Annotated in this window: 16 protein-coding genes and 1 other RNA gene; 9 read left to right on the forward strand and 8 right to left on the reverse strand. The window is 62.3% G+C overall.

The features are described from left to right. The first annotated feature begins 11 nt into the window (after positions 1-11). Genes VFG26_RS04850 through VFG26_RS04860 form a run of 3 tightly spaced genes read left to right on the forward strand, consistent with a single transcriptional unit; the run spans position 12 to position 3,516 of the window. Positions 12-1,511, forward strand: coding sequence for a CpaF family protein (locus tag VFG26_RS04850; protein WP_325022806.1), 1,500 nt, complete (start codon positions 12-14; stop codon positions 1,509-1,511). Beyond that, complete coding sequence (locus tag VFG26_RS04855) at positions 1,480-2,493, forward strand: type II secretion system F family protein (protein ID WP_325022808.1); 1,014 nt, start codon at positions 1,480-1,482, stop codon at positions 2,491-2,493. Before VFG26_RS04850 ends, VFG26_RS04855 begins: the two co-directional genes overlap by 32 nt. 39 nt (positions 2,494-2,532) lie before the next feature. After that, on the forward strand, positions 2,533-3,516 hold the full coding sequence (locus VFG26_RS04860; protein WP_325022810.1) for a type II secretion system F family protein: 984 nt from the start codon (positions 2,533-2,535) through the stop codon (positions 3,514-3,516). 157 nt (positions 3,517-3,673) lie between these two features. Here VFG26_RS04860 and VFG26_RS04865 read toward each other — a convergent pair whose 3' ends face one another. Further along, positions 3,674-4,639, reverse strand: a complete 966-nt coding sequence (locus tag VFG26_RS04865; protein ID WP_325022812.1) for a tetratricopeptide repeat protein — start codon at positions 4,637-4,639, stop codon at positions 3,674-3,676. Between the two features lie 213 nt (positions 4,640-4,852). Between VFG26_RS04865 and VFG26_RS04870 the strand changes: the two genes are divergently transcribed. Both VFG26_RS04870 and VFG26_RS04875 read left to right on the forward strand, forming a co-directional pair. Then, on the forward strand, positions 4,853-6,277 hold the full coding sequence (locus VFG26_RS04870; RefSeq protein ID WP_325022814.1) for a leucyl aminopeptidase family protein: 1,425 nt from the start codon (positions 4,853-4,855) through the stop codon (positions 6,275-6,277). Next, entirely contained in the window at positions 6,274-7,173 is a 900-nt protein-coding gene (locus VFG26_RS04875) for a C40 family peptidase (RefSeq protein ID WP_325022816.1), read from the forward strand. The genes VFG26_RS04870 and VFG26_RS04875 overlap by 4 nt, the downstream gene beginning before the upstream one ends. Before the next feature lie 13 nt (positions 7,174-7,186). Here the strand turns inward: VFG26_RS04875 and VFG26_RS04880 are convergent, their stop codons facing one another. From VFG26_RS04880 to VFG26_RS04910, 7 genes are all read right to left on the reverse strand, one after another. After that, a complete protein-coding gene (locus VFG26_RS04880) occupies positions 7,187-7,636 on the reverse strand; it encodes a hypothetical protein (protein WP_325022818.1) in 450 nt (149 codons plus the stop codon). Between the two features lie 88 nt (positions 7,637-7,724). Then, a complete protein-coding gene (locus tag VFG26_RS04885) occupies positions 7,725-9,359 on the reverse strand; it encodes an ABC transporter ATP-binding protein (protein ID WP_325022820.1) in 1,635 nt (544 codons plus the stop codon). Continuing rightward, positions 9,359-10,573 carry an ABC transporter permease gene (locus VFG26_RS04890; protein WP_325022822.1) on the reverse strand — a complete coding sequence of 405 codons (1,215 nt, stop codon included), beginning with the start codon at positions 10,571-10,573 and terminating at the stop codon, positions 9,359-9,361. The genes VFG26_RS04885 and VFG26_RS04890 overlap by 1 nt, the downstream gene beginning before the upstream one ends. Positions 10,574-10,575: 2 nt before the next feature. Continuing rightward, positions 10,576-11,697 (reverse strand): microcin C ABC transporter permease YejB, encoded by a 1,122-nt coding sequence (locus VFG26_RS04895; RefSeq protein WP_325022824.1) that lies wholly within the window; start codon positions 11,695-11,697, stop codon positions 10,576-10,578. Continuing rightward, positions 11,697-13,574, reverse strand: coding sequence for an extracellular solute-binding protein (locus tag VFG26_RS04900; RefSeq protein WP_414653258.1), 1,878 nt, complete (start codon positions 13,572-13,574; stop codon positions 11,697-11,699). The genes VFG26_RS04895 and VFG26_RS04900 overlap by 1 nt, the downstream gene beginning before the upstream one ends. A gap of 29 nt (positions 13,575-13,603) precedes the next feature. Beyond that, on the reverse strand, positions 13,604-15,538 hold the full coding sequence (locus VFG26_RS04905) for an extracellular solute-binding protein (RefSeq protein ID WP_414653261.1): 1,935 nt from the start codon (positions 15,536-15,538) through the stop codon (positions 13,604-13,606). 157 nt (positions 15,539-15,695) lie between these two features. Continuing rightward, complete coding sequence (locus VFG26_RS04910) at positions 15,696-16,256, reverse strand: cytochrome c family protein (protein WP_325022828.1); 561 nt, start codon at positions 16,254-16,256, stop codon at positions 15,696-15,698. Positions 16,257-16,414: 158 nt separating this feature from the next. On the opposite strand from VFG26_RS04910, the gene VFG26_RS04915 reads away from it, so the two are divergent. The 4 genes from VFG26_RS04915 (at position 16,415) to VFG26_RS04930 (ending at position 20,198) form a co-directional block, all read left to right on the forward strand. Continuing rightward, on the forward strand, positions 16,415-17,149 hold the full coding sequence (locus VFG26_RS04915) for a 3-deoxy-manno-octulosonate cytidylyltransferase (RefSeq protein ID WP_325022830.1): 735 nt from the start codon (positions 16,415-16,417) through the stop codon (positions 17,147-17,149). A gap of 27 nt (positions 17,150-17,176) precedes the next feature. Then, a complete protein-coding gene (locus VFG26_RS04920; RefSeq protein ID WP_325022832.1) occupies positions 17,177-18,088 on the forward strand; it encodes a prephenate dehydratase in 912 nt (303 codons plus the stop codon). A gap of 104 nt (positions 18,089-18,192) precedes the next feature. Then, positions 18,193-18,282, forward strand: an RNA gene (gene ffs / locus VFG26_RS04925) — signal recognition particle sRNA small type. 101 nt (positions 18,283-18,383) lie between these two features. Next, positions 18,384-20,198 (forward strand): DNA polymerase III subunit gamma/tau, encoded by a 1,815-nt coding sequence (locus tag VFG26_RS04930; protein ID WP_325022834.1) that lies wholly within the window; start codon positions 18,384-18,386, stop codon positions 20,196-20,198. Positions 20,199-20,223: the final 25 nt, after the last annotated feature.

Consider the following 20,223-nt stretch of genomic DNA (forward strand, 5'->3'; position numbering starts at 1 on the left):
ACCTAGATCGTATGTTCGGTAGGCGTTCGAACGATCCATCGCCGGAGAGACGCATCAGCCCGCAGTCGCCCGAGCCGTCGCCGGCTGCAGGCGCAATGGAGCAGCGCGCGGCGCCTGCGCCGTCGCGCACGACTGTGCCGGCAAGCCCACCGCCGCAGCGTGCGCCGGAGCCGGTCGTCGAATCGCAGCGGCGGCATTCGGAAGAGTACTACGACGTCAAAACGACCGTGTTCAATGCGCTGATCGATACGATCGACCTGACGCAGCTGTCGAAGCTCGACAGCATTGCTGCGCGCGAAGAAATCCGCGACATCGTCAGCGAAATCATTCAAATCAAGAACGTCGTGATGTCGATTGCCGAGCAGGAAGAGCTGCTCGAAGACATCTGCAACGACGTGCTGGGCTATGGGCCGCTGGAGCCGCTTCTCGCACGCGACGATATCGCCGACATCATGGTCAATGGTGCGGGCACGACCTTCATCGAAGTCGCGGGCAAGGTTCAGAAGACGAACGTCCGCTTCGCCGACAATCAGCAGCTCATGAATATCTGCCAGCGCATCGTGAGCCAAGTTGGCCGGCGCGTCGATGAATCAAGCCCCATTTGCGACGCGCGCCTTCCCGACGGCTCGCGCGTCAACGTGATTGCGCCGCCGCTGGCGATCGATGGGCCGGCACTCACGATCCGTAAGTTCCGCAAGGATCGCCTGCGTCTCGAGCAGCTCGTGAAATACGGCTCGATCACGCCCGACGCTAAGACGATCCTCGAGATCATCGGCCGCGTCCGCTGCAACGTGCTCATTTCCGGCGGCACGGGTTCGGGCAAGACGACGCTTCTGAACTGTCTCACCGGGTCGATCGATAACGACGAGCGCATCATCACGTGTGAGGACTCGGCAGAGCTTCAGCTGCAGCAGCCACATGTGGTGCGGCTCGAAACGCGTCCGCCCAACCTCGAGGGCGAGGGTGAGATCAAGATGCGCGATCTCATCAAGAACTGCCTCCGTATGCGGCCGGAACGCATCATCGTCGGCGAGGTCCGCGGAGCCGAGGCGTTCGATTTGCTTCAGGCCATGAACACGGGCCACGACGGCTCGATGGGAACCTTGCATGCCAACAGTCCGCGCGAGGCTTTGAGCCGTCTTGAATCGATGATCATGCAGGGCGGCTATGCCCTGCCGATCAAGACCATTCGCGAGATGATTTGCGGCTCCATCGATGTGATCGTTCAGGCCTCGCGCCTGCGCGACGGCTCGCGCAAGATCACGCACATCACGGAGGTGCTGGGCATGGAAGAGGACATGATCACGCTCCAGAATCTCATCGTCTATGAGATCACAGGCGAAGATGCCCACGGGCGGCTGATCGGCAGACATCGCTCCACCGGCATCACGCGGCCGCGCTTCATCGAGCGCGCGGAATATTACGGCGAGGCGGAGCGGCTCGTGGCTGCGCTTGTTGCATCCGAAGTCGAAGACCGGCATGGCAGCCCGCTCGGAGATCGCAATGGCTGACGCCGATCTTTTTTCCGTATTGGTTCCGCTGTTCGTAGCGCTGGCGTTTGCCGGGGCGGTGTTTGCGTTTGCTTATCCCTATTTCGCCGATGACCGCCAGGCCAAGCGCTTGGAGAGCGTTTCTGGCGTACGCGGCGCCCGGCTCGCCGCTGCCACAGGCGACGTGCAGAGCAGCCGCAGAAAATCGGTCGCCGATACGCTTAAGGAAGCTGAAGAGCGTAACAATGCCGACAAGAAAGTCACGATGGGGTTGAAGCTTATGCGGGCCGGCACGAAAATGTCACCGCGGGAGTTTTATCTCGCGAGTGCCGTGACCGGTGGTGTCCTGGTGTCGGCCTCGATCTTTCTCGCCGGGCTGCCCATAGCTGGCACTGTCGTCGTCGCATTCGTCGGCGGTCTCGGATTGCCGCGGTGGATCCTGAACAAGATGATCGCGCGCCGGCAGCAGAAGTTCGTGGCGCAACTGGCCAACGCCATCGACGTGGTCGTGCGCGGCATCAAATCCGGTTTGCCACTCAACGATTGTATTCAGGTCATTGCGAGCGAAAGCCCTGAACCTCTTGCCAGCGAATTTCGCGAAGTGGTCGAGCAGCAGAAGCTGGGGCTGTCATTGTCCGACGGTCTTGAGCGCATGTGCGCGCGCATGCCCGTGCCGGAAATGCGCTTCATGACGATCGTTATTTCGATCCAGCAGCAGGCGGGTGGTAACCTGTCGGAGGCGCTGTCGAACCTTGCCGGTGTGCTTCGCGACCGGCAAATGCTGGCGCTCAAGGTGAAGGCGCTTTCGGCGGAAGCCAAGGCTTCGGCAATCGTTCTGGGCTCGCTGCCGCCCGGTGTCATGACAATGGTTTATCTGTCATCGCCCGAATACATCATGCCGCTTTTCACGACGACCATCGGGCACTTCATGATCCTCGGAGCCGCAGTTTGGATGACGATGGGCGTGCTCGTCATGAAGAAGATGATCAACTTCAAGTTCTGAGATGTTGTTGCGCAGGTACGGAAGGACGGCAGCAAAGCGATGATGGAATTCGTCGAAACGGTCATGGACCCGCAATTGCTCGCGACCATTCTCGCGGCGTTTTGCGTCTTCGCCACCGTTTTGACGGTCGCGGTGCCGATGCTCCAGCGCGACCAGATGAACCGGCGCATGAAGGAGATGGCAATCGAGCGCAGCAAAATGCGTTCAGTCCGTCTTGCCGAGATGGCGACGAAGGAGCGCCAGCAGGGCGGCCGCCTTCGTGCCACGCCCAAGGGCTTCATGCAGCAGGTCGTCGATCAGCTGAAGCTTCGCGAGCGCTTCGACAATGAGGAGTTGCGCGAGAATCTCAAGCGCGCGGGTCTTCGCGGCCAGGCGAACATCGTCACCTTCATGTTCTTCCGCGTCGTCGCTCCGGTCGTTCTCTTCTTCGTCGCGCTCTTCTATTTCTTCGTCGTCTACGACTCCGGATATCCAGCGGCCATCAATTTCCTCATGGCGCTCGCGGTTGGTTTTCTCGGCTTCTACGTGCCAAACATGTTCATCACCAACCGCGTGCAGAAGCGGCAGATGGCCATCAAGCAAGCCTGGCCTGATGCGCTCGACATGCTGTTGATCTGCGTCCAATCGGGTATGTCGGTGGAAGCCGGCTTTGCGAAGGTCGGCAAGGAAATCATCGGCCAGTCGGTCGAGCTTGCGGAAGAAATGATGCTGACGACCGCTGAGCTTTCCTATCTGCACGATCGGCGCCAAGCCTATGAGAACCTCGCCAAGCGCACGGGGCTTCCAGGCGTCAAGGCCGTGATGACAGCGCTGGTCCAGGCAGAACGTTACGGCACGCCTGTTGGTCAAGCGCTGAGAACAATGGCGAAAGAGAACCGCGAGATCCGCCAATCGGAGGCTGAGCGTAAAGCCGCCGCCCTGCCTCCGAAGCTCACCGTGCCGATGATCGTGTTCTTCCTGCCGGTGCTTTTCGTCGTCATTCTTGGACCGGCCGGCATCTCGTACATGCAGATGGGCAAGTAGGCCGCCGAGCCGCTGCAGGACTTCGTTTCGTGTCGCGTTAGCCCTGATCGCCTCCATGGTGATCAGGGCTTTTTCGTTTGGCGCTTTTGCCAAACACAACAGCCCGGTGCTCGCGCGCCGGGCTGCTGCACTTATTTCAAGAAAGAAGCTGCGTTTCCTATCGCGCTATCGGCAGGCCTTCGTCGGGGCTCGTGTGCCATACGCCCTGGTGCAGAGGCAAAGGCTCCGGCTTTGCGGATGCCTTCTGCACGGCGCTTTGGGCCGGCGAGGCGGACGTGATCGACGTGTTGGCGGCAAAGCTCTGCGCGTCGGGCATTTCGCTCTTTGGCTCGAGCTTCACCATCTGCTTCAGGTAGGCCGCGTTGGCAGTCGCCGTATCGGTGTTGAGCACACTCGCTGCGACCGACTTTGATTCATCGTAGCGGCCCTGCAGGCCGAGCACGAGCGCGAGATTCTCGCGCACTTTCGGCGTCGCGCCGGGAGAGGCCAACGCTTGGCGCAACAGATCTTCCGCCTTCTTCGGATCGCCACCCATGGCGTAGGCCATCGCAAGGTTGTTCGTGACGGCCGGATTGTTCGGCGACAGTGCGAGGGCACGCTGATAGTAGGGGATCGCCTCGGAATACTTGCCCTGCTTCGCCATGACGGTGCCGCGCGCGGACACAACGCGCCAATCGGGTTTCGCCGGGTCGTCGGCCATCGTCAGCATCTGGTTGGCGATGCCCACCTGACCCATGTCGAGTGCGAGGCGCCCGTATTCGCTGGCAAGCTCGGGATTGTTGCCGTGGACGAGGCTCAACTGCTGGAGCACGGCGAGCGCCTTCTCCTTCTCGCCGAGGGCTTTCAGATTTTTCGCGTAGTTGAGGCCGGGGCGGAGCTCCGACGGCTTCTTGGAATATTCGTTACCCCAATAGAACGTTGCCTTCTGCAACTCGTTCTGCGGCGAGGAGGGCGTCGCGTCGGCCGTCTCTTTGCCGCTGTCCGGCTTCATCGCGATGCCCGGCAGGAGGTCCGTCGTCGCGGAGCAGGCCCCCAACAGCAGGCACGCAGTCAGGGCAGCGATGCTGCCCATGCGGGCGGGCCGCAGTACTCTAAGCGGGGTTTGGCCCTCAACACGCGTCATGAAGATCTCCGTCCGGGAAGCGAATCGCGGTTGTGCTCGCGAATCTTGATCGGCCGTCAGTTTCTGGGGCAGGGGTCAACAAACGCTTAAGTTTTGCGGCAGACCCGTATAAGCAGATGCATCTCTGAAACCCTGTGCCCTGGACGCGCGCCTTGTTGCAGCCAGCGCGCGATTTCTAGATATGAATGCAACGTTGAGCGGAGTGTGAGACGGATGGTCGAGACGACAGCCTGGGCAGCAGCGGAAACCTTTGCACTTGGCGCTGAAGCCGCGGACGACATCCCGATCCATTTCGTTCCCACCGACGGTACGGATGCCGTTCCCTGGCTCGATGACGCCCAGCGTGCCTGGCTGAAGGCGCAAAAGTTTTCAGGCAACGCCAAGCGCAGCGTCCTCATTCCGGGCAGCGACGGGAAAATCGCGTCCGTTGCGTTCGGGGCCGGCAATGGCGACCACGGTGAGCCCAGTGGGCCGTCGGAATTGCTGACCGGGCTCCTGAGCGCGTCGCTGCCTGCCGGCACGTACCGGATCGCGTCCGAGCTGGCGCAGGCCGATCTCGCGGCCCTGGCGTGGTCGCTCGGGGCCTACTCGTTCTCGCGCTACAAGAAGAACGGCAAAACGAACGGCGATCGCGCCAAGCTGCGGTTTTCAGACCCCTCTGCGGAGCGCATCATTAACACCGCGGAAGCCGTGTGGCTTGGCCGCGATATGATCAACACGCCAGCATCCGATCTGGCGCCGTCCGACATCGAAGCCTTCGCGCGGGTGCTCGCGGAGCGTCATGGTGCGAAGATTTCCGTGACGGCTGGTGATGATCTGCTGGCGGCGAACTTTCCGCTCATTCACGCAGTCGGCCGGGCGAGCCCGCGTCCGCCGCGCCTCATCGACATCACTTGGGGACCGGCGAACGCGCCCAAGATTACGCTCGTCGGCAAGGGCATCACGTTCGACACCGGCGGCCTCGACCTGAAGCCCGCGAGCGCCATGCTTCTCATGAAGAAAGACATGGGCGGGGCTGCCACGGCGCTATCGCTCGCCCACATGATCATGGGGCAGGGGCTCAAATGCCGTCTGCGCGTCATCATCCCGACGGCCGAGAATTCGGTCGGCGGCGATGCCTTCCGGCCGGGTGACGTGCTCGCGAGCCGTCTGGGCCTCAGCGTCGAGGTCGGCAACACGGACGCGGAAGGCCGCCTCGTGCTCGCCGATGCGCTGGCGCTTGCCGATGCCGACGAGCCCGACAGCATCTTCGTATTTGCAACTCTGACCGGCGCGGCGCGCTCTGCCCTTGGCCCCGATCTTCCGGCATTCTTCACCAATGACGATGATCTCGCCCGCAGCTTGCCGCCGCTCGCCGCCTCCATCGGCGATCCGTTGTGGCACATGCCGCTTTGGGAGGGTTATCGCCGCAACCTCGACAGCGACGTTGCCGACATCAACAACGTCTGGGAATCTCCCTTTGCAGGGGCGATTACCGCGGCACTATTCTTGAAGCGCTTTGTCAGCAGGGCTCGCCGTTTTGCCCACTTCGACCTCTATGGCTGGCGTCCGGCGCCGCGGCCGTTAGGTCCCAAAGGCGGAGAGCCGCAGACAGCGCGCGCAGTGATGGAACAACTGAGGCGAGAGCTGACCTCGTGAATACTCAAGTCACGCCACGGCCCCAAGGCGCACTCGATCCGCGCCGCAACGCCTACCGTCCCGACCTTGCCGCGAAATCGCTCGAGGGCCGGGTGGCCGCCGAGCGTTACGTTGCGGGCGAACCGGGTTTCATCGTGCGGGCGACCGTGCCGCTTCGCAAGCAGCCCGATCCGGCGCGCGGTTTCGAGACCGAAGTTCTGTTCGGCGAGAACCTGACGGTCTTCGATGAGAACAACGGCTGGTCATGGGTCCAGCTCGCGCGTGACGGGTATGTCGGCTATCTCCGCTCCGATACGATCGCGCGCGGTGTCATCAGTCCCACGCATCGCGTGCAGACGCTCGGTACGTTTCGCTACGGCGCGCCCGACATCAAGTCGGCGCCGATCATGCATCTGCCCATGAACGCTCCGCTGGCCGCGCGTGGCGGCGACGAGCGGTTTCTGGAACTCGAGGGCGGCGGCTTCGTCTTCACACGGCACGCGGCACCGAGGGATCGCTTCGCGCGCGACTATGCCGAAATTGCCGAGCGCTTCATCGGCACGCCGTATCTCTGGGGCGGCTGCACGCGGGTCGGGATCGACTGCTCGGGACTCGTGCAGACGGCGCTTGGTGCGGCAGGCATTCCCGCGCCGCGCGACAGCGACATGCAGCAGGCGGAGCTTGGTGACACCGTGCTCGTCTCGGAAGATCTCGAAGGCTTTGCGCGCGGTGATCTCGTGTTCTGGAAGGGGCACGTCGGCATCATGCTCGACGGCGTGATGCTCATTCACGCCAACGCCTATCACATGCTCGTCGCGGTCGAGCCGTTGCCGGAAGCGGCGCGGCGGATCGAGAAGACGGGCGGGGGCAAAATCACGGCGGTGAAGCGCCTCACAGGCAACGCGCCGGCGCTTTAGACATTGGCGCCACTCAACGGCGATAGGGCAGGAAGCGGCGGGTGCGCCATTCTTCGCCCGGTCCCGCCGGCGAGATGCGGCGGTGGCCGACCCAGTCCCAGCCCGGTTCAAGTTCGACGCGCGTCGCGACACCCGTGAGCGCCGCCGTCATTGCATTGTACATTTCAATCCGGTCGACGTGTCCCGCCTCGATCGCCCGGACGAGAGCGGGAAACAGCTCCATCTGCTCGATGGGCCGGTCCTCATAGGTTTCGGCGCCGAGCCGCAGGCCGAACGTCTGATTGGCGTGCATGATGAGCTCGAAGGCGCAGGCCAGGTTTTCGCTCGGGACGACGGCCATTCGCCAGTAGCGGTCAGAAGCGGCGATTCCGACGTCGGCGCAGTCGCGTATGCCTGCAGCCCATGTCTCGACCTCGAGGAGCGTCTGCTCGAGGCGGTCACGGAAGACATCGTCGGAAAGCATCGGGGCATCTCGCAAGCAGCGATTCGGAGCCTGAAGGATAGCCGATCCGCAAGGCTCCGAAACTGGCCGTTCGCGCAGGGAGCCGCCGTCAGGAAGCGAGTGCGCCCCGGTGGGCGACTTTGATGTCGAAGGCGGCCGCGAGCAGGGCCTTCGTATACTCGTCCTTCGGGTTTTCGAAGATGTCGCGCGAGGGGCCTTCCTCGACGACTTTGCCGTTCTTCATCACGATGACGTAGTTGCACAGCGCGCGGACGACTTTCAGGTCGTGGCTGATGAAGAGGTAAGCCAGATCGTGTCTCGTCTGCAGGTCGCGCAGCAGGTCGACGATCTGCGCCTGCACGCTCATGTCGAGCGCGCTCGTCGGCTCATCCAGCATGACGAACTTCGGCTGAAGAACCATGGCGCGTGCGATGGCAATGCGCTGGCGTTGGCCGCCGGAGAATTCGTGCGGATAGCGATCCTGCGACGTGGGATCGAGGTTGACCTCGCTCAGCGCGGCGCTCACGCGTTCGCGGCGCTGCTCGGCATCGAGCTCCGGATTTTGGATGACGAGGCCTTCTTCGATGATCTGGCCGACGGTGAGCCGGGGCGACAGCGAGCCGTAGGGATCCTGGAAGACGATCTGCATTTCCTTGCGCAGCGGCCGCATCTGCTTGTTCGTCAAGCCGTCTATGCGCTGGCCCACGTAGGCGATCGGGCCTTCGGATGAGAGAAGCCGCAGAATCGCGAGGCCAAGGGTCGTCTTGCCGGAGCCGGATTCGCCGACGACGCCGAGGGTTTCACCAGCTCGGAGCTTCATCGACAGGCCATCGACGGCTTTGACGTAGTCGACGGTTCGCTGCAGCAGGCCCTGCTTGATCGGAAACCAGACCTTAAGATTGTCGGTCTCGACGACGACAGGGCGCGTCGTGTCGGTTGTGGGCGGCGCCCCTTTCGGCTCGGCTTCGAGCAGATGGCGCGTGTAGGCGTGCTTGGGCTCGGTGAAGACCTCTTCGGCGGGTCCCGTTTCGACGATCTCGCCGTGGCGCATCACGTAAACGCGTTCGGCCATGCGGCGCACGATGCCGAGGTCGTGCGTGATGAGCAGCATCGCCATGCCCATCTCTTTCTGCAGCGACTTCAAGAGTTCGAGAATTTGCGCCTGGATCGTCACGTCGAGCGCGGTCGTCGGCTCATCGGCGATCAGCAGATCGGGCTTGTTGGCGAGCGCTATGGCGATCATCACGCGCTGGCGCTGGCCGCCCGACAGCTGGTGCGGATAGGCGCCGAGCCGCTTTTCGGGGTCGCGAATGCCGACCTTCGTCAGCAGCTCGATGACGAGCTCGCGTGCTTTCTCGTTCGACACCGACTGGTGCAGCTTGATGATTTCGCCGACCTGCTTCTCGATCGTGTGGAGCGGGTTCAGCGTCGTCATCGGCTCCTGGAAGATGATCGAGATGCGGCGGCCGCGGATGGCGCGCAGCTCTGCCGGGTTCATCTTCAGGATGTCTTTGCCCTCGAACAGGATTTCGCCTGTGGGATGGGAAGCGGAGTTCGGCAGCAGGCGCAGGATCGACATCGCGGAGACGGTTTTGCCCGAGCCCGACTCGCCCACGAGCGCCACCGTCTCGCCCTTGCCGACCGTGAACGACACGCCTTTGACGACACGCACGGCTTCCGTGCCGTCACCTCCGAAGGCGACGGAAAGATTGCGAACGTCGACGAGGGGCGTTCCGGCTGCCATCAACTCTTGCCTCTGAATGTCTTTCTGGGATCGAGCGCGTCGCGCACCGCTTCACCCATGAAGATCGCGAGCGACAGGATGATCGACACCGCGACGAAGCCCGATATGCCGAGCCACGGCGCTTCCAGGTGTTTCTTGCCCTGCAGCAGCAGTTCACCGAGCGACGGCGAGCCGGGGGGCATGCCGAGACCAAGGAAGTCCAGCGCGGTCAGCGCGGCGATGCCGCCGGAGAGCTTGAACGGCAGGAAGGTGAGCGTCGCGACCATGGCGTTCGGCAGCAGATGCTTGAACATGATCTGCCAGTCGGAGAGCCCGAGCGCACGGGCGGCGCGGACGTATTCGAGGTTGCGGCCGCGCAGAAATTCGGCACGGACGAGGCCGACGAGGGAGGTCCAGCTGAAGATCATCAGAATGCCGAGCAGCGTCCAAAATCCCGGGACGAAGAGGGACGACAGGATCAGCAACACGAAGAGTTCCGGTATCGAGTTCCAGATTTCGAGCAGCCGCTGGAAGATGAGATCGACGCGGCCGCCGAAGTAGCCTTGCACGGCGCCGGCAAGGATGCCGACGGCGGACGAGACGATCGTCAGGATGAGGCCAAAGAGCACGGAAACGCGGAAGCCGTAGATGACGCGCGCGAGCACATCGCGCCCCTGGTCATCGAGGCCCAGCCAGTTGGTGTTTCCAAGTTCGTTATAGCGCGCGATCTGATCGGGCGGCGCCTCGCAGAGCGGGAGCTTCGTTGCCCATGGCGGGGGCGCCGGATAGCCCAGGCACACGCCGTTGTCGCCGACGCGGCCGGGGTAATCCTTGTTGATCGTCGAATAGGAATAGCGGATCGGCGGCCAAAGCATCCAGCCGTTGGCGTTGATCTCGTTGGCGATGTCGGGCGTCCGGTAGTCGGTGACGGCGAGGAAGCCGCCGAACTTCTCTTCCGGATAGTCAACGAGCACGGGGAAGAGGATTTCGCCCTTGTAGCTCACCATCAAGGGGCGATCGTTGGCGATGAACTCGGCAAAGAGCGAGCCCACGAACAGCGCCGTGAAGATGATGAACGAGCGGTAGCCGATCTTATGAGACTTGAAGCGTTCCAGACGGCGGCGATTGACCGGCGACAGGCGGAAGCGCTGGCGCAGGCGCTGCCACCGCGACTTCGCGGGCTTCTCTGTAGGAGCGATTGTCGTGGGCGCGGCGCGCTCGGTCTTCTGGTCCATCATCAAACCTCGCGCGTCTCGAAGTCGATGCGCGGATCGACGAGCGTGTAGACGAAGTCGGACAGGATGCCGACGAAGAGGCCGACGAGCGAGAAGATGTAGAGCGAGGCGAAGACCACGGGATAATCGCGCTTCTCAATGCTCTCGAACGAGAGCAGACCCAGGCCATCGAGCGAGAAGATCGTCTCGATCAGCAAGGCACCAGAGAAGAACGCGCTGATGAAGGCCGCCGGGAAGCCGGAGATGACGAGCAGCATGGCGTTGCGGAAGACGTGGCCGTAGAGCACCTGGTTTTCGGTCAGGCCCTTGGCGCGCGCGGCGACGACGTATTGCTTGCGGATTTCATCCAGGAACGAGTTCTTCGTCAGGAAGGTCATCGTCGTGAACGAGCCGATCGCCATCGCGATCATCGGCAGCACGAGATGCCAGAGATAGTCCTTGGCCTTTCCGAACGTGGAGAGCTGATCCCAGTTGTCGGAGAACAATCCGCGCGAGGGGAACCACTGGAAGAACGAGGATCCGGCGAAAAGTATGAGCAGCAGCACCGCGAACAGGAAGCCCGGGATCGCGTAGCCGATTACGAGGACGGCGCTCGACCACGTATCGAAATGCTCGCCATCCTTCACGGCCTTACGAATGCCGAGCGGGATCGAGATCAGATACGTCAGCAGCGTCATCCAGATTCCGAGCGAGATCGAGACCGGCAGCTTTTCCTTGATGAGGTCGAGCACCGAGACGTCGCGGAAATAGCTTTTTCCGAAGTCGAACGTCAGGAAGTTCTTCATCATGATGTAGAAGCGTTCGTAGGCGGGCTTATCGAAGCCGAACTGCTTCTCGAGACTTTTGATGAAGGCGGGGTCGAGGCCCTGGGCGCCGCGATACTTGGACGTGATCGAGTCGCCACCGCCAACGCCCAGCTGATTGCTCATCGCGCCGCCGCCCAGCGTGTCGCCACCGCCGCCGCCCATGCGGCTGACGATCGAGGACGATTGGCCGGTCAGTTCCGAGATCATGCGCTCGACCGGACCACCCGGCGCGAACTGAATGATGATGAACGAGAAGAGCATGATCCCGAACAGCGTCGGGATCATCAGCAGCAATCGCTTGAGTAGATAAACAGCCATCAGGGCTTTGCCGGTTCCTGAGATTGCGCCATGGGCTTGCCCGAGGCCAGCGCCTCAGCTTTAGCCTGATCGTACCACCACGTGTCCAGAATGCCCGCATCATATTTGGGCTGCACGGCCGGGCGCGAATACTTGTTCCAATAGACGACCGAGTAGGACGCCTTATACCAATGCGGAACCCAATAATGGCCTGCACGGAGCACGCGATCAATGGCGCGCGTCGCTGTGACGAGCTCGGCCCGGGACTTTGCCGCGACAACTTTGTCAACGAGCGCGTCGACGGCTGGCTCGGAAATGCCCGCAAGATTGTACGAGCCGTCCGTTTTGGCGGCTTCGCTGCCCCAGAAGCTGCGCAGCTCGATGCCGGGCGTCAGGCGCAAAGAGTAGCGCTGGGTTGTCACATCGAAATCGAAGGACTTCACGCGCCGCTGGTATTGGGCGGGATCAACGAGACGCCACGAGGCATCGACGCCGATCTTCTTCAGGTTTTCGATGTAGGGCAGGCTGATGCGCTCGAACATGGCCTCGAAGTCGAGGAATTCGATGGTGAGCCGCTCGCCTTTGTCATTGTGCAGATAATTGTCCGGTCCGGGCTTCCAGCCGGCGGCGATGAGAAGGTTGCGCGCCTTCTTCAAATTGTCGCGATTGTTGCCGCTGCCGTCGGTCACGGGCGGCGTATAGGGCTCGGCGAACACTTCAGGGGCAAGCTTGTCCTTGTAGGGCTCGAGCAGCGCCAGCTCTTCGGGGCTCGGCTTGCCGGTCGCCTTCATGTCGGAATTTTCGAAGTAGCTCGATGTGCGCTTGTAGAGGCCGTAAAACAGCTTCTTGTTCGACCATTCGAAATCGAACACGAGGCCCAATGCTTGGCGCACGCGCACGTCCTTGAATTTGTCGCGTCGCGTGTTGAGGAAATAGCCTTGCGCGCCCGAGGGGCGTTCGTCGGGCAGGGATACCCTGACGAGGCGGCCTTCGGCGACAGCTGGAATGTTGTAGCCCGTGGCCCACGAGATGCTCGAGAATTCTTCGCGCAGGTCGAAGTTGCCGGACTTGATCGCTTCAAGCTCGACGTTGCGGTCGCGATAATAATCGTAGCGGATCTCGTCGAAGTTATACCGGCCCTTGTTCACGGGCAGATCCTTCGCCCAATAATCCTCGCGGCGTGTGTAGGTGATGTCGGTGCCCGGATTGAAGCCCTTGATCTTGTAGGGACCCGAGCCGAGCGGCGGCTTCAGCGACGACTCGTCGAAGGGCTGCGTCGTGTAATAGGCCTTCGAGAGAACGGGCAATTGGGCGACGACCATCGGCAGGTCGCGAACAAGCGTGCCCTTGAACGTGTAGCGCACCGTTTCGGGATCGAGCGCTTCTGCCGAGGCGACATCGCGCAAGGTCATTGCGATCGACGGGTGACCTTTTTCCTTCAAAATATTAAAGGAGAAGACGACGTCTTCTGCCGTCAGGTGCGAGCCATCGGAGAACTTGGCCTCCGGGCGCAGCTTGAACGTCACCGACATGCCATCGGGTGCAACGTCGGCCGACTGGGCTACGAGGCCGTAGACGGCATCGGGCTCATCCATGGCGCGCACCATCAGGCTGTCGAACAGGAAGTCGAGGCCCTGCGCGGCGTCGCCCTTCAGGATGTACTGGTTCAGGGTGTCGAACGTGCTGGCGCCGCCCGTTCCCATCGTCACCATCCGGCCGCCCTTGGGCGCGTCCGGATTGACGTAGGCGAAGTGCTGGAAGTCAGCCGGATACTTGAGCTCGCCGAACACCGAAAGTCCGTGACGCGGCTCGGCGGACGCGATTGATCCGCACGCTGCCGAAATCAACAGCCCGAGCACCGCCGCAAGCGTCAGCTTGGCGGCGGCCATCGTGGACATTCGCTGGCGCCCTGATCCTTGCACGAGGGTCACTTCCCCTTGGCCGCTTCGACTGCTTTCGCCTTGGCGTCATCGTACCACCAGACCTGGGTAAAGCCTGAGGTCTGCGACGGCAATTTCTCCGGCCGGCCGAACTTGTCCCAGTAGGCCAGGCGCTCGTAGGGATAATGCCAGTGCGGCACAACGTAGTTGTTCCACAGCAGGACGCGATCGAGTGCATGGACTGCAGCGACGAGGTCGGCGCGGTCCTTGGCGAAGACGATCTTGTCGATGAGCTTGTCGATGGCCGGGTTCTTGATGCCGGCCGTATTGCGGCTGGCGGGCTTGTCGGCTGCTGCCGATCCCCAGAAATCGCGCTGCTCGTTGCCGGGCGAATTCGACTGGGGGAAGCTATCGACGATGATGTCGAAGTCGCGGTTGTCTTCGCGCTGCTTGTACTGTGCGTCATCGACGTTGCGAACGGTGGCCTTGATGCCGAGCGCGGCGAGGTTCTGCACGTAGGGCAGAATGATGCGTTCGAAGGTGTCGCCCTGAATCAGGAACTCCACCGTCATCTGCTCGCCCTTGTCGTTGCGCAGCACACGCGCGGTCGAGCCTGACGAGAGGCCGATCGTCTTCTTGAATTTGCACCACGCGCCGCAGTTGGGATCTTCGACGTCCTCGCTGCGGATTTTCCAGCCGGCGGCTTCCAGAAGCTTCAGCGCTTCCTGCTGATGCTTGCGGTAGTCGCCTTCCTGGGCGTTGACCGGGTTCTTCCACTCGGTCGTGAAGACTTCCGGGGGAACCTCGTCCTTGATCTCATTCAGGATCTCGAGTTCGCGGCCTTGGGGCAGGCCTTTCGCCGCGAGATCCGAGTTCGCGAAGTAGCTGTCGACGCGCTCATAGAGGTTATAGAACAGCTTCTTGTTAGCTTCCTCGAAGTTGAAGAGCAGGTTGAACGCCTGGCGGACGCGCGGATCCTGGAACTGCGGGCGCCGCAGGTTGAAGACGAACGCCTGCATCGGGGCGACGCGCTTGACCGGGATCGCCTCCTTCTTCACGAGGCCGTTCTTCAGGGCATCGAAATTGTACTGCGTCGCCCAGGCGCCGGCCTGGTTCTCAGGCCAGACATCGATCCGGCCTGTCTTGAAGTCTTCGAATGCGGGCGTGCGATCGCGATAGTAAGTGAATTCGAGATTGTCGAAATTCTGCTGACCGCGCATCACGGGCAGATCTTTCGCCCAGTAGTCGGGCACGCGCTCGTAGCTGATCTTGCGGCTGGTATCGACCGACTTGATTTTGTAGGCGCCGTTGCCGAGCGGGGGCTCGACCGTCGTCTTGCCGATGTCGCGCTGATTGCCGTTGGCGTCCTTGCCTTCCCAATAATGCTTGGGCACGATGTTCAGCTCACCGACAATCATCGGCAACTCGCGATTGCCCTTCGTGTCGAACGTGAACTTCACCTCGTGGTCGCCGGTCTTTTCCGCCTTTTCGACGTTCTTGTAGTAGAATGCGTAGAACGGGTTCGCCTTCTTCAAGGCGTCGAACGAAAAGACGACATCCTCAGGAGTAATCGGCTGGCCGTCGTGGAATTTTGCTTCCGGGCGCAGCTTGAACGTCACGGATGAATAATCATCCGGGTAGAACGCGCACTCGGCGATCAGCGCGTACTGCGTGGAAGGCTCATCAAAGCTCGGCGTGAACAGGCTGTCATAGATCAGCCCAAGGCCCGCAGCCTTGACGCCCTTGTCGGAAAACGGGTTCAGCGTGTCGAAGGTGCCGTTCGCCCACTGGCGCACCGTGCCGCCCTTCGGCGCATCGGGATTGACCCAATCGAAATTCTTGAAATCCGGTGCGTATTTGGGCTCCTCCACGAGCGACATGGCGTGGTGGCACTGGCTTTCATCGGCCATGGCCCGGTTCGGCACCGGTAGGAAACTCAAGAACGCCAGCGCGGCAACAGTAAACGGCGTCAGGCGTCGCATCTGCATCGTCGAATTCGTCCTTCCAAATCTCAACCACGGCGGCAGTTTAACATGGGGCGCGCGGCCGGGGATAAGTCCGCGGGGCGGGACGTGAAACGACCCCGCCAAGTCCCGGCAGGGTCGCAAAGTTTTCCGCCCTTAGCGAGTTAAAACGCCGTCATTTTGGCAGCGCTACAGGGGTATCTGCAAGCGTCGCCAAATAGGCGATCACATCGGCTTCATCCGAGGGAGAAGCCAGTCCGTTGAAGACCATCTTCGTGCCGGGGATATAGGTCTTGGGGCCGTGAAGAAAATGGGCCAGCTCCTCGAAGGACCAATCGCCGCCCTTCTTTTTCATCGCGTCCGAATAGTTGTAGCCCGGGAAGCTCGCTTTCGGGCGGTTCACGACGCCCCATAGGTTGGGGCCGACGGTTGACGATTTACCGTTCTCTGCGACGTGGCAGCCCTGGCACTTCTTAAAGATCGCCTTGCCGTTCTCGGCGTTCGCTTGTGCCAGGAGCGCGACAACTTCTTCACTGCCTGCGGCAGCGGCGGGAGCGGCGGCACCTTCGCCCTGCGGCGCGTTGGCCGTTTCGGCGGGCGCCGGTGCGGGCAGCACGTAGCCCGGCTTTTCGGGCGTGTGGCCGACGTTCATGTCGATGGCCGTCTTCGCGCCGACAATCAACAGCAGCGCCGACAACACGGCGGCCGCAGTCTTCGTGAATTCGAACGTATCCATAATCCGCTCCCTGTACGGTCTTCCCCAGGACGCGCAATTGAACGTGACGGGATCGAATTGCCGTATATAAGTTCGGCGACCCCGCGAGCGCGCCGACGTTTTTCAAATGTCGATAGCGATATCGTGGCAATTTGTCACCGAACAAAAGACAAAGCGCAGTGGCTGAAGAAACTCTGATCCTCATACCGGCGCGGATGCAGGCGACGCGGCTTCCCGGCAAGCCGCTGGCCGACATTCATGGCAAGCCGATGATCGTCCACGTCTGGCAGCGGGCGATGGAGGCGAACGCCGGCCGAGCGGTCGTTGCAACCGACAGCACAGAAATTTTGCAAGCCGTGAAGGCTGCGGGCGGCGAAGCGGTGATGACGCGCGCCGATCATGCCTCGGGCTCCGACCGCATTCACGAGGCGCTGACGCTCATCGACCCGGCGCGGAAGGTTGGCACGATCGTCAACCTGCAGGGCGATCTGCCGACGCTCGATCCGGCGCTCGTCCGCGATTGCATCGCGCCGCTCGCGTCTGGCGAAACCGATATCGCGACGCTCGCCGCCGTCATCACGGACGAGGAGGAGCGCGGCAATCCCAACGTCGTGAAGGTCGTCGGCACGCCGATCGGCGAGAACCGGCTCAGGGCGCTTTACTTCACGCGCGCGACCGCGCCGCACGGCGAGGGGCCGCTCTTTCATCACATCGGCATTTACGGCTATCGCCGCGACAGTCTGGAGCGCTTCGTGGCGCTGCCCCAGGCGACGCTCGAGAAACGCGAAAAACTCGAGCAGTTACGGGCACTTGAAGCGCAAATGCGCATCGACGTCGCCATCGTTGACACGGTTCCCCTCGGTGTCGATACTCCCGCCGACCTTGAGCGCGCCCGCCGCCTCATCGCGCCTTAAGCCTCCTTCCCGGACAATCGAACGGCTATGACAAAACAGACGGGTTCCGACGCCGGAGCCGCAAAAATCTCGTACCAGGGTGAGCCTGGCGCAAATTCGCATCTGGCAGCGCGCGAGGCCTATCCCGGTTTCGAGAGCGTCGCCTATCCGACGTTCGAGGACGCGTTGGCCGCGGTCAGCAGCGGGGAAGCGCGCTATGCGATGATCCCGGTCGAGAACTCGGTCGCGGGGCGCGTCGCCGACATCCACCACCTGATGCCCGATTCGGGTCTCTACATCGTGGGCGAGCACTTCCTGCGCGTTCGCCATCAGCTGATGGCGAAGCCCGATGCAACGATGTCCTCGATCAAGCGGGTCATGAGCCACACGCAGGCGCTCGGCCAGTGCCGCAACACGCTGCGGCAGCTGGGCCTCACGCCGGTTCCCGAGGCCGACACGGCTGGCTCGGCGCGGCTCGTGTCCGAAAGCAACGATCTCTCGACGGCGGCCATCGCCTCGCGGCTTGCTGCCGAGATCTACGGCTTGAAGATCCTGAAGAGCGACATCGAGGATCAGGAGCACAACACGACGCGCTTCGTGATCTTCGCGAAGGATCCCGACGATGCCGAGCCCGGCAATGGCCCGGTGATGACGACGTTCCTCTTCCGAGTGCGCAACGTGCCCGCCGCGCTTTACAAGGCGCTCGGCGGCTTTGCGACGAACGGCGTCAACATGACGAAGCTCGAAAGCTATCAGGAAGAGGGCACCTTCAACGCCACGATGTTCATCGCGGACATCGAGGGGCATCCCGTCGACCGGCCGGTGCAACTTGCACTTGAAGAGCTGTCCTTCTTCTCGACCCAGACCAAGATTTTCGGCACCTACCCGGCGAGCCCTTTCCGCAAGGAGGCGCGGGAGCTTGCTGCCAACGGGCTTGTGCCCATCAAGCGTCCTGGTTGAAGACGCTCGAAAAATTAGGTAGAACCGGGGCGGCCTCGCTTGATAAATGCCGCTCCGGCAAAGGGTTGTACTTTTCCGCTGTCCGGCCCATTATAAGGACGGGAGGTTGGTGACGGACGAATTCGTCGCCAACCGGGTCAGGTCCGGAAGGAAGCAGCCCTAACGATCAGAAGTCGGGTCGTTCGCCAGCCTCCTCTTCAGCGCTCGCGGGCCTCATGGCCCTCCGCGGGGGCGCGGCCATCGAGCGGTCGCCTTGCTCCCTCGCCCTCCGGGCGAAAGGTTCGATCCAGGGATCATGGCAAAGAAAAATTCAGATGCGTCGGACGGCGTGGAGGTTTCTGGCGGCTCAGAGCCCGCGAAGCCCTATGTCGTGCTTGCCCGCAAATATCGTCCTGCGACCTTCGAAGATCTGATCGGCCAGTCGGCCATGGTGACGACGCTCCGGAACGCGTTTGCGTCCGGCCGCATCGCCCAGGGCTACATGCTGACCGGCGTGCGCGGCGTCGGCAAGACGACGACGGCGCGTATTCTTGCGCGAGCGCTCAACTACGAAGCGCCGGGCTTCGGCAAGCCGACGATCGACATGCCGGGCCTTGGTGTCCACTGCAAGGACATCATGGAAGGCCGCCATCCCGACGTGCTCGAGATGGACGCTGCATCGAACACCGGCGTCGACAACATTCGCGAGATCATCGAAAGCTCGCAGTACACGCCACTCGTTGCGCGCACTAAAGTCTTCCTCATCGACGAGGTTCACATGCTGTCGAAGGGCGCGTTCAACGCGCTCCTGAAGACGCTTGAAGAGCCGCCTGCGCACGTCCGCTTCATTTTCGCGACGACGGAGATCCGTAAGGTCCCGGTCACCGTGCTGTCGCGCTGCCAGCGCTTCGATCTCCGGCGCGTCGAGCAGCCGGTCTTGACCCAGCACTTCCAGAGAATCGTCGGATTGGAAGGCGCCAGCGCCGATGCGGATGCGCTGCAACTCATTGCGCGCGCCGCGGAAGGGTCGGTGCGCGACGGTCTTTCCATTCTCGATCAGGCGATCGCGATGGGCGAGGGGCATGTCACCGCCGCCAAGGTGCGCGACATGCTGGGTCTTGCCGACCGCGCGCGCATATTCGATCTCGCCGAAAGCATTTTCCGTGGCGATGTCGCCGGTGCGCTCAAGCAGCTCGCGTCGCTCCATCGCGACGGCGCGGAAGCGCCCGAAGTCGTGTCCGATCTTGCCGAAGCCGTGCACGCCATTTCGCGCGTCAAAGCCGTTGGCGAAGAGCCCGCGGGCGAAGGTCTGACGGCGGAAGAAAAAGCGCGTCTCAAGGACCTCGCGGGGCGGCTGTCGATGCCGTATCTCTCCCGCGCCTGGCAGATGCTGATGAAGGGTTTCGAAGAGACGGCGCGCGCGCCCAATCCGCGCGTTGCGGCCGAGATGGTGCTGATCCGTCTCGCCTACACATCCGATCTGCCGACACCCGATGAATTGATCCGGATGATCGGCGGTGGCGCGGCGCCGGCGCGGCGTCCGGCTCTGCCTCAAGGCGATGGCGGTGGCGCCGATCAGCGTGGTCCTCTCAATTCCCGTGCTACTGCACCCGTCGCTGAAATCGCGGATGGCGAGGAACTCGCCGACGAGTTCGGCTTCGATGACGGCGAGCCGATCGGCGATGACGAAGACGAAGGCGAGGGCCGCGTCGCTGCCCCGCTCGCCAATCCGCGTTCGTTCAGCGAAGTCGTGGCGCTCACAAGCGCCAAGCGCGACGTGAAGCTGACGATCCATCTCGAAGATCACGTCAGCCTCGTCAAATTCGATGCGACTGCCGGATCGATCGATCTTTTCCTCTATCCAGAAGCGCCGCCGGAACTTCCCAACGAACTGCGGGAGAAACTCAACGCGTGGACCGGCCGGCGTTGGGTCGTCGTTCTGTCGAAGGAAGCGGGCGCTCTCCCGATCGGCGTCGTGCGCCGGCAGCGTGAAGCGGCGGAACTCGAGTCTCTCAAAGCACATCCGGCTGTGCGTGCCGTACTTGAGGCTTTTCCCGATGCGAAGATCGCTGACGTGCGGCGAATCGCTGGACGTGACACAGATACGGACAGCGAGAGCGAAGCGGTTTAAACCTCGCTCCCGATTTTCCAGATTT

This window comes from Hyphomicrobium sp., from assembly GCF_035687085.1.
GTDB lineage: Bacteria > Pseudomonadota > Alphaproteobacteria > Rhizobiales > Hyphomicrobiaceae > Hyphomicrobium_B.